This is a genomic window from Nitrospirillum amazonense (genome assembly GCF_007828045.1).
Classification (GTDB): Bacteria; Pseudomonadota; Alphaproteobacteria; order Azospirillales; family Azospirillaceae; genus Nitrospirillum; species Nitrospirillum amazonense_C.
The window spans coordinates 1-14,238 of record NZ_VITN01000025.1; the positions used below are offsets into that span (position 1 = coordinate 1).

12 protein-coding genes are annotated in these 14,238 nt (G+C 67.7%); 4 read left to right on the top strand and 8 right to left on the bottom strand.

Translation table 11 applies throughout. From position 1 onward, the window contains the following. The 4 genes from FBZ89_RS25900 to rpsL all read right to left on the bottom strand — a co-directional run. Positions 1-149 (bottom strand): GTP-binding protein (locus FBZ89_RS25900; RefSeq protein ID WP_246172597.1); only part of this gene is annotated, 149 nt, incomplete at its 3' end. Between the two features lie 32 nt (positions 150-181). Continuing rightward, on the bottom strand, positions 182-2,251 hold the full coding sequence (gene fusA, locus FBZ89_RS25905) for an elongation factor G (RefSeq protein WP_145753482.1): 2,070 nt from the start codon (positions 2,249-2,251) through the stop codon (positions 182-184). 30 nt (positions 2,252-2,281) lie between these two features. Continuing rightward, the gene (rpsG, locus tag FBZ89_RS25910; RefSeq protein WP_088871760.1) at positions 2,282-2,752 is read right to left on the bottom strand and encodes a 30S ribosomal protein S7; all 471 of its coding nucleotides are present in this window, start codon (positions 2,750-2,752) and stop codon (positions 2,282-2,284) included. Positions 2,753-2,763: 11 nt separating this feature from the next. Next, positions 2,764-3,135, bottom strand: coding sequence for a 30S ribosomal protein S12 (gene rpsL, locus FBZ89_RS25915; RefSeq protein WP_004274236.1), 372 nt, complete (start codon positions 3,133-3,135; stop codon positions 2,764-2,766). Between the two features lie 538 nt (positions 3,136-3,673). Between rpsL and rimO the strand changes: the two genes are divergently transcribed. From rimO to FBZ89_RS25930, 3 genes are all read left to right on the top strand, one after another. Further along, the gene (rimO, locus tag FBZ89_RS25920) at positions 3,674-5,029 is read left to right on the top strand and encodes a 30S ribosomal protein S12 methylthiotransferase RimO (RefSeq protein ID WP_145753493.1); all 1,356 of its coding nucleotides are present in this window, start codon (positions 3,674-3,676) and stop codon (positions 5,027-5,029) included. A gap of 252 nt (positions 5,030-5,281) precedes the next feature. After that, positions 5,282-6,958: a M28 family peptidase gene (locus tag FBZ89_RS25925; protein ID WP_145753495.1), complete on the top strand. Its 1,677-nt coding sequence runs from the start codon at positions 5,282-5,284 to the stop codon at positions 6,956-6,958. A gap of 173 nt (positions 6,959-7,131) precedes the next feature. Continuing rightward, the gene (locus FBZ89_RS25930) at positions 7,132-8,808 is read left to right on the top strand and encodes a M28 family metallopeptidase (protein ID WP_246172587.1); all 1,677 of its coding nucleotides are present in this window, start codon (positions 7,132-7,134) and stop codon (positions 8,806-8,808) included. A gap of 80 nt (positions 8,809-8,888) precedes the next feature. Here the strand turns inward: FBZ89_RS25930 and FBZ89_RS25935 are convergent, their stop codons facing one another. The 4 genes from FBZ89_RS25935 to FBZ89_RS25950 all read right to left on the bottom strand — a co-directional run bounded on the left by FBZ89_RS25935 (position 8,889) and on the right by FBZ89_RS25950 (position 13,212). Then, entirely contained in the window at positions 8,889-9,893 is a 1,005-nt protein-coding gene (locus FBZ89_RS25935; RefSeq protein ID WP_145753497.1) for an LLM class flavin-dependent oxidoreductase, read from the bottom strand. Between the two features lie 110 nt (positions 9,894-10,003). After that, positions 10,004-10,936, bottom strand: a complete 933-nt coding sequence (locus FBZ89_RS25940; RefSeq protein ID WP_145753499.1) for a phosphorylase family protein — start codon at positions 10,934-10,936, stop codon at positions 10,004-10,006. A 105-nt stretch (positions 10,937-11,041) separates the two neighbouring features. Then, positions 11,042-11,809, bottom strand: a complete 768-nt coding sequence (locus FBZ89_RS25945) for a class I SAM-dependent methyltransferase (RefSeq protein ID WP_186457590.1) — start codon at positions 11,807-11,809, stop codon at positions 11,042-11,044. Positions 11,810-11,958: 149 nt separating this feature from the next. Further along, complete coding sequence (locus FBZ89_RS25950) at positions 11,959-13,212, bottom strand: MFS transporter (protein ID WP_145753501.1); 1,254 nt, start codon at positions 13,210-13,212, stop codon at positions 11,959-11,961. Positions 13,213-13,304: 92 nt separating this feature from the next. Between FBZ89_RS25950 and FBZ89_RS25955 the strand changes: the two genes are divergently transcribed. Next, positions 13,305-14,228, top strand: coding sequence for a LysR family transcriptional regulator (locus tag FBZ89_RS25955; RefSeq protein ID WP_145753502.1), 924 nt, complete (start codon positions 13,305-13,307; stop codon positions 14,226-14,228). Positions 14,229-14,238: the final 10 nt, after the last annotated feature.

Genomic DNA, 14,238 nt, shown 5'->3' on the forward strand with positions numbered 1-14,238 from the left:
ATCTGGTCGTACGCGGTGAACGTCGCGCCACCGGTCTCAGCCAGCACCTTCGTGATCGCAGCCGTCAGCGACGTCTTGCCATGGTCAACGTGACCAATGGTGCCGATGTTGCAGTGCGGCTTGGTGCGCTCGAATTTCGCCTTCGCCATGGTTACTCTTCCTTCTCTTGACTTCTGCCTGATCAGGCCATCTTGGCGCGAACGACATTCGCGATGGCAGCCGGCACCGGCTCATAATGGTCAAATTGCATCGAGTACTGCGCCCGGCCCTGGCTCATCGAGCGCAGGTTGTTCACATACCCAAACATGTTGGCCAGCGGGACCCTGGCAATGATGACGCGCGCATTGCCCCGCTGATCCATTCCTGTCACCTGTCCCCGGCGGCTGTTCAGGTCGCCGATGACATCACCCATGTAGTCGTCGGGGGTGACTACCTCGACCGCCATCACCGGCTCCAGGAGAACGGGCTTGGCTTTCGCCATCCCTTCCTTGAACGCGGCGCGAGCGGCCTGCTCGAACACCTCGACGGAGCTGTCGACATCGTGGAAGCCACCGTCGACCAGCTCTACCTTCAGATCGATCACCGGGAACCCGGCGATCACCCCACTGTCCTTGGCGGCATCGACGCCGTTCTGGACCCCGTGGGCGAATTCCTTGGGCAGATGGCTGCCCGCCTTGTTCTCGAACCGGAACCCGCTGCCGGGCTCTGACGGCTCGAAGGACAGCGTCACCTGGGCGTACTGCCCCATGGCGCCGACCTGCCGCTTCAGCGTGTGGGCCGCCTCCGCCTTCTGGGCGATGGTCTCCCGGTACGCCACCTGCGGCGCGCCGACGTCGGCTTCCACCCGGTATTCCCGGCGCATGCGATCGACGATGATCTCCAGGTGCAGCTCGCCCATGCCGCCGATGACGGTTTGCCCCGTCTCGGAGTCACGGCCGACGCGGAAGGACGGATCCTCCGACGCCAGTCGCTGCAACGCCATCGCCATCCGGTCGTGGTCCGCCTGGGTCTTAGGCTCGACCACCACCTCGATCACCGGCTCCGGGAACTCCATGCGTTCCAGCACCAGGGGCGCTTCCGGATCGCATAGGGTTTCACCCGTCGTCGTGTTCCGCAGCCCCGCCAGGGCGACGATGTCGCCCGCGCAGGCCGCCTCGATCTCTTCCCGGGTGTTGGCGTGCATCAGCAACATCTTGCCGACGCTCTCCTTCTCACCCTTGCTCGCGTTCAGCACGCGATCGCCGACCGCCATCCGCCCCGAATAAATCCGGACGAAGGTGAGCGCGCCGACGAAAGGATCGTTCATCACCTTGAACGCCAAGCCGGCGAAGGGCGCCGCGTCGTCCGTCCGCCGGCTGGCCGGTTCCCCGTCCAGCGTCACGCCGGCGACATCGGCGATGTCGAGCGGCGAGGGCAGAAAGTCGACAACGGCGTCCAGCATCGGCTGAACGCCCTTGTTCTTGAAGGCCGAGCCGCACAGCACCGGAACCAGGCGCAGCGCGATCGTCCCCTTACGGATCAGCGCCTTGAGCGCCGCCTCGTCGGGTTCCTCACCCTCGAGGTAGCGCTCCGTGGCATCCTCATCCATTTCCACCGCCTGCTCGACCAGGCGGGCGCGGTATTCGCTCGCCTGTGCGGCCAGGGCGGCCGGAATTTCCATCTCGAAGAACTCGGCGCCCAGCGTCTCTTCTTTCCAGACGATGGCCTTGTTCTTCACCAGGTCGACGACGCCGGAGAAGCCGGCTTCCGTCTTGATGGGAAGCTGCAGGACCGCCGCATTGGCGCCCAGCCGCTCCCGGATCATCTGGACGGTGCCGAAGAAGTCGGCGCCGACCCGGTCCATCTTGTTCACGAAACACATGCGCGGCACGCGGTACTTGTCCGCCTGCCGCCACACGGTTTCCGACTGGGGCTCGACCCCGGCCACAGCGTCAAACAGCGCCACCGCACCATCCAGAACCCGCAAGGACCGCTCGACCTCAATGGTGAAGTCGACATGCCCCGGGGTGTCGATGATGTTCACCCGGTGGTCACGCCAAAAACAGGTCGTGGCCGCCGAAGTGATGGTGATGCCGCGCTCCTGCTCCTGCTCCATCCAATCCATCGCGGCGGTGCCCTCGTGGACCTCGCCCATGCGATAGGATTTGCCGGTGTAGTACAGGATCCGCTCGGTCGTCGTCGTCTTGCCGGCATCAATGTGGGCACAGATGCCGATGTTCCGGTAACGATCGAGAGGATGGGAGCGCGCCATGATTCTTTAAGGCCTAAGCTGGTCCCAACCTTACCACCGGTAGTGCGAGAAGGCCTTGTTGGCCTCCGCCATACGGTGGGTGTCTTCACGCTTCTTCACGGCAACGCCGCGCTGGTTGGCCGCGTCCAGCAGCTCACCCGACAGGCGCTCGGTCATCGTGTTCTCCGACCGGCCGCGGGCGGCGGCGATCAGCCAACGGATGGCCAGGGCCTGGGCGCGGTCCTGACGGACCTCAACCGGCACCTGGTAGGTCGCACCGCCGACGCGGCGGGAACGCACTTCCAGGTAGGGACGGACGTTGTTCAGGGCATCGTGGAACAGCTGAATGGGATCAGCCTTCACCTTGCCCTCGATACGCTCCAAAGCGCCGTACACGATCTGCTCGGCGACGGACTTCTTACCGTCGTACATCAGGCAGTTCATGAACTTCGTCAGCACGGTATCGCCGTACTTGGCATCCGGCAGGACTTCACGCTTCTCGGCGCGACGACGACGGGACATGAGATAACTCCTTACTTCGGACGCTTGGCGCCGTACTTGGACCGACGCTGGCGACGGTCCTTCACGCCCTGGGTATCCAACGAACCGCGGATGATGTGATAGCGCACGCCGGGAAGGTCCTTCACACGGCCGCCGCGGATCATCACCACGGAGTGTTCCTGCAGGTTGTGACCCTCGCCGGGGATGTAGCTGATGACCTCGTGGCCGTTGGTCAGCCGCACGCGGGCGACCTTACGCAGCGCCGAGTTCGGCTTCTTCGGGGTGGTCGTGTAGACGCGCGTGCAGACACCGCGCTTCTGGGGGCATTCCTGCAACGCCGGGACCTTGTCCCGCTCCGGCACGCCCTCACGGGACTTGCGGATCAACTGGTTGATCGTCGGCATCTACCGCTCTCGGTTCACAGTTCCAACAACAAGGCACCCAAACGCATGCCCAGAACGACGAAAGTCCCGTCACGAAGCACCAACTGGCTCCGCGCGGGCCTTGCAAACGCCGTCCGAACAAGGACTCGGGTGCGGCTATACAGATTTTCGAGGGGGTCTTTTTGAGAGACAGCGTCTAGCCCGCAAGGGCGGCCTACAGCCTGCCCCTCGAAAAATGTGGGCGGACTATATGGAGGTCGGCCCCGCCCGTCAAGCGCCCTGGACTCAAAAATCCAGGGTAAGCCGTGCGTCCAGGACAGGGGGCGGCCCCACAATTGCGGGCCCCTCCCCTGCGTGCCTGGCACGCGCTCCGGACAGCGCGGGGGATGGGCAAACGGCCCCGGTGCCGCTATATACCCGGCCAGACGGGCGGCGGCACCACCAAGGTCGGACGCTCACCTTATAGTATAGTGTAAGCGCGCTTTCGAGAGTGACCCGGCCGACCGCATGCGGCACAGGGTTCCCCTGCTGGCGCCCTTTTGGATTCCCGAGCGCCGCCATGAGCAAGCCCACCCTCATCACCAACACCCCGTCCCCCACTGGTGCGCCGAAGGTCGGCATCGTCAGCCTGGGCTGCCCCAAGGCGCTGGTGGACAGCGAGCGCATCCTGACCAAGCTGCGCTCGGAAGGGTATGAGGTGTCGCCCAGCTATGACGACGCCGATGTGGTGCTGGTCAACACCTGCGGCTTCCTGGACAGCGCCAAGCAGGAAAGCCTGGACGCCATCGGCGAGGCCATGCGCGAGAACGGCCGCGTCATCGTCACCGGCTGCATGGGCGTGGAAGAGGGCCGCATCCGCGAGATGTACCCCAATGTGCTGGCCGTCACCGGCCCCCACCAGTATGAGCAGGTGGTGTCGGCGGTGCATGACCATCTGCCGCCGGTGCACAACCCCTACACCGACCTGGTGCCGCCCGAGGGCCTGCGCCTAACGCCGCGCCATTACGCCTATCTGAAGATTTCCGAGGGCTGCAACCACCGCTGCAGCTTCTGTATCATCCCCTCGCTGCGCGGCGACCTGGCCAGCCGGCCGGCCGGCAACGTGCTGCGCGAGGCGGAGCGGCTGGTGAACGCCGGCGTGCGCGAACTGATGGTCATCTCGCAGGACACCAGCGCCTACGGCCTGGACCTGCGCCACGCCGAGAGCGAGTTCAAGGGCCGCAAGGTCCGCGCCCACATGACCGACCTGGCCCGCGAGCTGGGCGGTCTGGGCGCCTGGGTGCGCCTGCATTACGTCTACCCCTACCCGCATGTCGACGAGGTCATCCCCCTGATGGCGGAAGGCCTGGTGCTGCCCTATCTGGACATCCCCTTCCAGCACGCCAGCCCCAACGTGCTGAAGGCCATGAAGCGGCCGGCCAACCAGGAGAAGGTGCTGGACCGGATTCGGGGCTGGCGCGACATCTGCCCCGACCTCACCATCCGCTCCACCTTCATCGTCGGTTTCCCCGGCGAGACCGAGCAGGATTTCCAGTTCCTGCTGGACTGGCTGTCAGAGGCCAAGATCGACCGGCTGGGCTGCTTCAAGTATGAGGCCGTGGACGGCGCCCCCGCCAACGCCCTGGACGGCGCCGTGCCGGAGGAGGTGAAGGAGGAGCGCTGGAACCGCCTGATGGCCCACCAGCAGGCCATCAGCGAGGAGCGCATGCAGGCCAAGGTGGGCCGTACCATCGATGTCATCATCGACGAGGTCGACGAGGAAGGCGCCATCGGCCGGTCCGCCGCCGACGCGCCGGAGATCGACGGCAGCGTCTTCCTGAACGGCGACACCAGCGTGGCGGTGGGCGACATCGTCCAGGTGACGGTGGAACACGCCGAGGAATACGACCTGTGGGGCACCCGCGTGGACGCCTAAGTCCCCTCCCCTATTCCGTCCCCACCATAAAGGGTTCGGCCAGCGATGGCCGGGCCCTTTTGTCTTGGGATGGGCCGGAGCCGACGGCAACCTGCCAGCCACCCGACGCCCCATATCCAATATCCAACTTTCGTAAACCTCCCCACCCGGGGCTTGGATTCCCAGCCGCTGCCCCCGTATGCTCTCGCCCCAAGCGGCGCTATCGCGGGGTAACCGCCGGCGACACGACCAAGACAATGGGGATTCGCACTTATGGGAGCCAGACTACGCACAGGGACCACGGCGCTGATCGCCGCGGCCCTCGCGCTTGATGTCGGGGCCGCGGCGGTGGGGCAGGCCAAGGACGCCGCCCCGGTAACGCCCGAGGCCTTGTCGGCCCACGTCAAGATCCTCGCCTCCGACGACTTCCAGGGCCGCAAGCCCGGAACCGTGGGCGAGGAGAAGACCATCGCCTACATCCAGGAACAGTTCAAAAAGGTCGGGCTGAAGCCCGCGGCCGGCGCCAAGGACTACCTGCAGGACGTGCCCATGACCGAGGTCACCAGCACGGCCGATGGCCCCATGGTGTTCACGGCCACGGGCAAGGACGGCCAGGCCAAGAGCCTGTCGTACGAGTACTTCAGCCAGATGATCGTCTGGAACCGGCAGCGCACCACCCATGCCGAGGTGAAGGACAGCGACCTGGTCTTCGTCGGCTACGGCATCACGGCGCCGGAATTCGGCTGGGACGACTATGCCGGCGTGGACGTGAAGGGCAAGACGGTGGTCATCCTGGTGAACGACCCGGGTTTCGCCACCGGCGACCCCGCCCTGTTCGGCGGCGGCGCCATGACCTGGTACGGCCGCTGGCCCTACAAGTATGAGGAAGCGGCCCGCCATGGCGCCGCCGCCGCCATCATCGTGCATGAGACGCGCGCCGCCGGTTACCCCTGGGGCGTGGTCGCCAACAGCAACAGCGTGCCCAAGCTGACCCTGATGCCCGCCGATGGCGGGCTGCAGAGCCGGTCGGCCGTGGAAGGCTGGGTGCAGCTGGACGTGGCCAAGGAGCTGTTCGCAGCCGCCGGCCTGGACTACGGCACGCTGAAGGACAGCGCCGCCCGGCGCGGCTTCAAGGCCGTGCCCATGAACGCCAGGATGTCGGTGGGCATCACCCCCGTTGTGCGCGACGTCGTCTCGCACAACGTGGTCGGCATCGTCCCCGGCACCAAGCACCCGGACGAGGTGGTGCTGGTGGGCGCGCACTGGGACCACCTGGGCGTGGGCCCGACGGTCAACGGCGACACCATCTACAACGGCGCGCTGGACAACGCCACGGGCGTCGCCGGCCTGATCGAGATGGCCAAGCGCTACACCCACGGTCCCAAGCCGGACCGCACCCTGATGTTTATCGCCTACACGGCCGAGGAACAGGGCCTGCTGGGCTCGGAGTACTATGCCCAGCACCCGCTGTACCCGGCGGGCAAGACGGTGGCCGGCTTCAACATGGACGGCCTGGGCGTGCTGGGCCCCGTGCATGACGTCGTGCTGGTCGGCGGCAAGAAGTCCGACCTGGAGGAACGACTGAAGGCCTGGACCGATGCCCACGGCATGGTCGTGAACCCAGAACCCTTCCCCGAGCGCGGCTATTACTACCGCTCCGACCACTTCAACCTGGCCAAAGTCGGCATCCCCGTCATCGACGCCGGCATGGGCATCGACAGCGTGGAGCACGGCGCTGAATGGGGCAAGGCGAAGGAGGAGGAGTACACGCGCCTGCACTACCATCAGCCGTCCGACGAATGGTCGCCGGCCATGGACCTGCGCGGCGGCGCCCTTCAGGTCAACATGTGGTACGACATCAGCCGCGACCTGGCGTCCAGCGACGCCTGGCCCCAGTGGTACGATAAGGCCGAGTTCAAGGCCGCCCGGGACAAGTCCCAGGGCAAATGAACGCGCGGGCCGCCGGCCCCTGGCAGAAGGGGATCCGGCGGCCTTTTTTCAGTCGGGAACGCGGCCGCCCGGTCGCAACCCCGCCGACACCCATGACCCCAGGCAGGGGGCATGGGCGGTTTGAGGGGCGCCAATGGACGCACCCCGGAAAAGATAAGGAACGCAAGAACCCCATGCGAACCCACAACAGACGCGCCCGTCTGCTGAAAGGCACGGCGGCGCTGGCTCTCGCAGTGGCCATGGCCCTGCCGGCGGTGGCGGCCGACACGGTCACCAAGGACGTGGCCCCGGTGACGGCCCAAGCCCTGTCCGAGCATATCCGCATCCTGGCGTCCGACGAATTCCAGGGCCGCAAGCCCGGCACAGCGGGCGAGGACAAGGCCATCGCCTACATCCAGGACCAGTTCAAGAAGATCGGGCTGAAGCCGGCGGTGGACGGCAGCTACCTGCAGGACGTGCCGCTGACGGAGATCGTCAGCAAGGCCGACGGCCCCATGGTCATCACCGGCCCCAAGGCCGCGCCGCTGTCGCTGAACTATTTCAGCGATATGATCGTCTGGACCCGCCAGCGCACGCCCCATGTCCAGGTCAAGGACAACGACATGGTGTTCGTGGGCTATGGCATCACGGCGCCGGAATTCGGCTGGGACGACTATGCCGGCATCGATGTGCGCGGCAAGACGGTGGTCATCCTGGTGAACGACCCCGGCTACGCCACTGGTGACCCCGCCCTGTTCGGCGGCGGCGCCATGACCTGGTACGGCCGCTGGATCTACAAGTTCGAGGAGGCAGCCCGCCACGGCGCCACCGCCGCCATCATCGTGCATGAGACGCGCGCCGCCGGCTATCCCTGGGGCGTGGTCGCCAACGGCGGCAGCATCCCCAAGCTGAACCTGATGCCGGCCGACGGCGGGCTGAAGACCCGTTCCGCCGTGGAAGGCTGGATGCAACTGGACCAGGCCAAGGCCGTGTTCCAAGCCGCCGGCCTGGATTTCAACACGCTGAAGGACAGCGCCGCGCGGCGCGGCTTCAAGGCCGTGCCCCTGCCCCTGAAGATGTCGGTCGGCATCACGCCGACGGAGCGCGACGTCATTTCCCATAACGTCATCGGCACCATCCCGGGCGCCAAGCACCCGGACGAAATGGTCCTGGTCGGCGCGCACTGGGACCACCTGGGCATCGGTCCGGCCATCAACGGCGACACCATCTACCACGGCGCCATGGACAACGCGTCCGGCGTCGCCGGCCTGATCGAGCTGGCCAAGCGCTACACCAAGGGGCCCAAGCCCGACCGCACCCTGCTGTTCATCGCCTACACGGCGGAGGAGCAAGGTCTGCTGGGGTCCGAGTACTATGCCCAGCATCCCCTGTTCGCGCCCAACAAGACGGTCGCGGGCTTCAACATGGACATGCTGAGCAGCGTGGGGCTGACCCGCGACATCGTGCTGGTGGGCGGGCGCAAGTCCGACCTGGAGGACAGGCTGAAGGCCTGGACCGACGCCCACATGATGGCCCTGAACCAGGAGCCCTTCCCCGAGCGCGGCTACTACTACCGTTCCGACCATTTCAACCTGGCCAAGATCGGCATCCCGGTGATCTACGCCCACAGCGGCATCGACAGCGTGGCCAACGGCGCCGAGTGGGGCAAGACCAAGGAGGACGAGTTCACCCGCCTCCACTACCACCAGCCCTCCGACAAATGGTCGCCGGACCTGGACCTCAGCGGCGGCGCCATGGAGGTCAACATGATCTATGACCTCAGCCGCCCGCTGGCCTTCGGCACCGACTGGCCGAAATGGTACGACAAGGCGGAGTTCAAGGCCGCCCGCGACAAGTCCATGGGCAAGTAAGACAAAAGGCCGCCTCTCACCCGGCGGCCTTTTTCTCTGCGCACTTGCCCACGCCAGGCGCGGGCCAGGCTTCCTCGGCTTCAATCCAGGCGGGGCGCCAGCCCGGCCACCTGGGCCGTGATCTGGAAGGATCGCCGCCGGGCAGCATGGTCGTGGATGGCGGCGGTCACCATGATCTCATCCGCGCCGGTCTGTTGCAGGATGGCGCCGAGGCCATGGCGCACCGTCTCCGGCCCGCCCACAACGGAGTAGCGCAGCGCCCGGTCGGCCCAGGCGCGTTCCTCCGGGCTCCACTGCACATCCGGCTGCGGCGGGCGCAAGGGGCCGGGATTGCCGCGGGCCAAAGCCACGAACCGGTCCTGCAGAGAGGTGAACAGCACCTCCGCCTCCTGATCGGTCTCGGCGGCGAAGACGTTGACGCCCACCATGGCGTGGGGCTTGGGATTGGCGGCGGTGGGCTTGTAGTACTGGCGGTAGACGTGCAGCGCCTCCAGCAGCTGGTCGGGCGCGAAGTGGGAGGCGAAGGCGTAGGGCAGCCCCAGCTCCGCCGCCAGCCGGGCGCCGAAGGTGCTGGACCCCAGAATCCAGAGCGGCACGTCCAGGCCGGCGCCGGGCACGGCCCGCACCACCTGCCCCGGCTGGGCCGGGCGGAAATAGGCCTGCAGTTCCTGCACGTCGCGGGGGAAGTCGTCGCCGTTGTCCGAGCGGTCGCGCCGCAGCGCCCAGGCGGTGCGCTGGTCGCTGCCAGGCGCGCGGCCCAGGCCCAGGTCGATACGGCCGGGGTAGAGGGATTCCAGCGTGCCGAACTGTTCCGCGATCACCAGCGGGGCATGGTTGGGCAGCATGATGCCGCCGGCGCCCACGCGGATGCTTCGGGTGCCGCTGGCGATGTAGCCGATGACTACCGAGGTGGCGGCGCTGGCGATACCGGTCATGTTGTGATGCTCCGCCACCCAGAAGCGGCGGTAGCCCAGCGCCTCGGCATGGCGGGCGAGGTCCAGCGTGTTGCGCAGGGCCTGGGCGGCGGTGCCGCCCTCGACGATGGGGGAAAGGTCCAGGACGGACAGGGGAATGGGAAGCGACACGGGGGGACCGGCCTTTCTTGAACCGCGACGGAACTGCCAAGGGTTACCTAAGCACGCCCGCGCGGCTTTTTGAGATGAGGCCGATCACAGGCGCCCTGCCCCCAGTACGCTCAAGGGGTGGTCACCGCCGCCACCGCCACCTTGAACGCCGCCAGTTCCAGGGCGTCCAGGTCGCCGTCCCATAGCGACTGGTGCAGGCGCCCGCCGTCGTCGACCAGGCGGTCGGACCCCACGACCACGCTGGCCGCCTTCAGACCCATCAGGGTGGCCAGCGTGAAGAACGGCCCCTCCTCCATCTCCACGAAGGTGGGCTTGTCCGGGCCCTTGATGGCCAGCAGGTCGCGCAGGATGCTGCCCGGCTGGAAATAATAGATGGGCATGGTGTAGCCGATGCCCCGGGCGCTGGGCAGGCCGGAGCGGGCGGCGGCGGCGCGCACCCGGGCGGTGAAGTCCCGGTCCGGCCGCGCCACCTGTTCCCGCGCGTCGGGCGCCAGCAAGAAGGCGCCGCCATCGCGGTAGGAACCGTCCGACACGATGATCTGCCCATAGGGCACGTCCGGCGACAGCAGGCCCGCCGTGCCGACATGGATGATTCGGCGTGCCCCCAGGGCCTGCAACTCCGCCACCTGGGTGGTGATGCCGCCGGCGCCGGGCAGGCCGCGCGCCACGACGAAGGGCGCGGCGCCGGCCTTGCGCACCACCCACAGGTCGGTGGGGTCGGTGAAGCCGTAGGACAGGTGGGTGTAGCTGCCCTGGAAGCCCGCCTGGTCCAGGTAGGTTTCCACGTCCACCCGGTGCAGCACGATGGCGTCGGCGGGGAAATCGTCCAGTTCGCCATGCACGAAGCGGTTCTTGCGCAGCCAGTCGACCTCATCGGCCGGGGTGTTCAGCCGTTCCTGGTGGCCGTGGCGGGCATAGCCGTCCAGCACCCGGTAGGGGGCCTCGGCCGTGCCGGCCAGCGCCAGGCCCGTCATGCCCGCACCGGTCATCCCAATGGCGGCCATCACCAGACCAACGGCCAATGCCGCGATTCCCTTCGCCATGCCCCGTCCCCCTTCGTGGTCTTGATGGCCAAAGGGTCCGCAAAAACAAAGGGCTGCGCAATGGCCAAAACGGCCCTGGCGCAGCCCTTGTCACGGATGGCGCTTCTACTTCGGCTTGCGGAACCTGAAGACGAACTGGTCGGTGTGGCCACGCAGCGCCGGATCGAAGACCTTGAGCGTGTGGTTGTCCGCCGTGTTGCGCAGGGCGTCGTCCTGGCCGTCGAACACGAAGCCCGCCGCCTCCACCTCCTTCTTCACCGTTTCGGGATCGATACGGTGCAAGGTGTCCGTGTCGCGCAGGCCCGAACCCGCCTCGCCGGCATGGTCCAGCACGATATAGACGCCGCCGGGCTTCAGCGCGCTGAAGATAGCCTTGTTGAAGGCCGCCACGTCCGCCGGGCCCAGGAAGGCGTCATGTAGGTCGTGGTAGTTCTGCGAGGTCCAGACCACATCGACCTTTTCCGGGATGGACGGGGCGTTCACCGCCTGGATCAGCGGAACGATGTTGCCGTAGGCCTTGTCCTGGGCCAGGGCCTTCTGCCCATCCACCGCCTTTTGCGAGCGGGTGGCCAGCTCACCGGGCAACAGGCTGTAGACCCGCCCCTTGGGGCCGACCGCCTTGGCGAACAGACGGGTGAAGTAGCCGGCGCCCGGCATGAAATCCACCACCTTGTCGCCCGCCTTCACCCCGGCGAAGGCCAGCATCTCGGCCGGCTTGCGGTCGGCGTCGCGATCCTTGTCCGCCTGGGGCCGGTTGCTGTCGGCGACGGCGGCGGTGATCGCGGGTGACGGTGCGGTGGCGGCGCTGGCGGCAAGTGCCAGGCTGGACGCGGCCAGCCCCAGGGCCAGCGCGATGACGGAGACGCGAGACATTGTTCCCTTCCCTCCCTGGATGTCAGCCTTTGGCCAAGGATGGGTCCCCGATCAGGTCCCTTGCGGCCGGCTGCCGCTAGAAAGTGCGGAGCCGGCGCCATAAATCAATCCCGCGTCTCTGAAAAAACGACGGAATTGCAACCGCCGGGTCATCGCGCCGCAGGGCAGGCGGCCGGGGGTTGGACAGTCCTGGTGGCGCGTGCCTCGGCGCCTGAAGCGCTCGCCACGGCGCGCCGCCGCCGGGTGGCGGCCAGCAGACCCAGGCCCACGGCCATAAGACCAGCCGACACCAGGGGCAGCATGCCCACGCCGGCCAGGGGCTCCACCGCGCCGGCGGTGAAGGAGCCGGCGGCCATGCCCACATAAAGGGCCGACGAATTCAGGGCCAGCACCAGGCCGCGCGCGTCCGGCGCCAGTTCCACCATGCGCCGCTGCTGCGAAGGCATGAACAAGTCGTTGGCCAGCGCCCACAGCACCAGCAGGGCCAGGGCGGCCCACAGCCGGGCCGGGGCGCCGGCCATGGCCAGGAACATGGCGGTCAGGCCGCCCAGGCTGACGGCCACCAGCCGGTCGGCGGACCACAGATCGGCCAGCCAGCGGGCGAGATAGTTGCCGGCCAGCCCCGACAGGCCCAGCACCATGAGGGCCAGCGAGGTCTCCGCTGTATCAGCACCGAAACGATCCCGCAGCAGCGGGTTGATCAGGGTGACGGTGGTGAACAGCCCCGCCATCTGGCAGACCATGAGGGCGACGCCCCCCGCCACGCCCGGCCGCCGCAGGACGGCCACCAGTTGCCCCAGGCGCACGGCATGGCCCCGCCCCCGGTCCTTGACCCCGAGCGCCACGGCCAGCGCCACGCCCCAGGTCCACACACCCAGGCCGACGAACAGGGGCCGCCAGCCGATCTGTTCCCCCAGCCAGGCGGACAGCGGCAGGCCGACGACTGACGCCATGGTCATGCCGCTGAAGACGATGGCCAGGGCCCGGCCCTGCCGCTGGGGCGGCACCAGGGTGCTGCCCAGGGCCGACACCACCGGCCCGACGCAAGCGGCCCCCACGCCCGAGAGGATGCGCAAGATCAACAGCAGGGGGTAGCTGCCCACCCCGGCCGACAGCAGGGTGCAGGCGCCCAGGATGCCCAGGCCGGCCAGCAACAGGGTGCGGCGCGGCAGGTGCCCCGCCACCATCTGCACCACCGGGGCGGCGACGGCGAAGGTGGCGGCGAAGGCGGACACCATCAGCGCCACCGCACTGGGGGACAAGGACAGCGAGGCGGCGATGGGGGGCAGCGCCCCGACCACCGCCAGGGTGCCGGTGCCCATGGTGAAATAAGCCAGCGCCAGCAGGCGCAGGGGCCAGGCGGGCCAAGCGGCGGCGGCATCCGGAGAGCGGGATGGGGACATGATTGCTCACTAACAGGGTTAGGCGATGCCCTGGTGAGATAGTTCCCGCTTGGCTATAATTGAAATCGATCATCAATATTAGACCCATAACCATGATCGATCTCAGGGGTGTGGACCTGAACCTGCTGGTCTCGCTGGACGCGCTGCTGGACCAGGCCAACGTCACCCGCGCGGCAGCACGCTTGGGCATCAGCCAGCCGGCCCTGTCGGCGCAGCTGGCCCGGCTGCGCGACCTGTTCCACGACCCCCTGTTCGTGCCCTCGGAAACCGGGCGGGGCATGGTGCCCACCCATCGCGCCCTGGAACTGCAGGCGCCCTTGCGCGCCGCCTTGCAGGAGCTGGAGACGGTGGTGCGCCGGCCGCCGGCCTTCGACCCCCTGACGGCCACGCGCGATTTCGCCATCGCCGCCAGCGACAACAGCACGGTGGCGGTGGGGTTGGGCTTGATGGAGCGCTTGCGCGCCGTGGCGGGCGCGGGCATCCGCCTGTCCTTCCGCGCGCCCAGCGCGGAACGCATCCTGGGCCAGATGCAGCGGGGCGAGGTCGATTTGCTGATCGGCTCGCAGAACATGGTCCAGACCGGCATGACGGTGCGCCGCCTGGCGGGGGAGCGCTATCTGGTGGCCCAGCGCAAGGGCCATCCGCGCGGCGCCGGGCCCCTGGACCTGGACGGCTATTGCGCCCAGGAACACATCCTGGTGTCCACCAACGGCGGCGGCTTCGTCGGTTTCGTGGATGAGGATCTGGAGCGGCTGGGACGGCAGCGGCGGGTGGCCCTGTCCATCCACCAGTTCATGCTGGCCGTGCCCATCCTGCTGGCCACCGACTATCTCTGCGTCCTGCCCAGCCGCCTGGCCCGCCGCTATGCCGAGAAGCTGGACCTGTTCGACCTGCCCCTGCCCAACCGGCGCAGCTATGATTTCATGGCCGCCTGGCACCCCCGCCACCAGGCCGATCCGGGCCATATCTGGCTGCGCCAGCAGGTGGCGGCGGTGGCGGAGGGGATGGGCTGCTGAGGCCTGGCTG

Bases quoted from the DNA above. Each gene is read 5' to 3' on its own strand.
- FBZ89_RS25955 (WP_145753502.1), top strand. From the start codon at position 13,305: ATGATCGATCTCAGGGGTGTGGACCTGAACCTGCTGGTCTCGCTGGAC.
- FBZ89_RS25950 (WP_145753501.1), bottom strand. From the start codon at position 13,212: ATGTCCCCATCCCGCTCTCCGGATGCCGCCGCCGCTTGGCCCGCCTGG.
- FBZ89_RS25930 (WP_246172587.1), top strand. From the start codon at position 7,132: ATGCGAACCCACAACAGACGCGCCCGTCTGCTGAAAGGCACGGCGGCG.
- rpsL (WP_004274236.1), bottom strand. From the start codon at position 3,135: ATGCCGACGATCAACCAGTTGATCCGCAAGTCCCGTGAGGGCGTGCCG.
- rpsG (WP_088871760.1), bottom strand. From the start codon at position 2,752: ATGTCCCGTCGTCGTCGCGCCGAGAAGCGTGAAGTCCTGCCGGATGCC.
- fusA (WP_145753482.1), bottom strand. From the start codon at position 2,251: ATGGCGCGCTCCCATCCTCTCGATCGTTACCGGAACATCGGCATCTGT.
- FBZ89_RS25945 (WP_186457590.1), bottom strand. From the start codon at position 11,809: ATGTCTCGCGTCTCCGTCATCGCGCTGGCCCTGGGGCTGGCCGCGTCC.
- FBZ89_RS25940 (WP_145753499.1), bottom strand. From the start codon at position 10,936: ATGGCGAAGGGAATCGCGGCATTGGCCGTTGGTCTGGTGATGGCCGCC.
- rimO (WP_145753493.1), top strand. From the start codon at position 3,674: ATGAGCAAGCCCACCCTCATCACCAACACCCCGTCCCCCACTGGTGCG.
- FBZ89_RS25925 (WP_145753495.1), top strand. From the start codon at position 5,282: ATGGGAGCCAGACTACGCACAGGGACCACGGCGCTGATCGCCGCGGCC.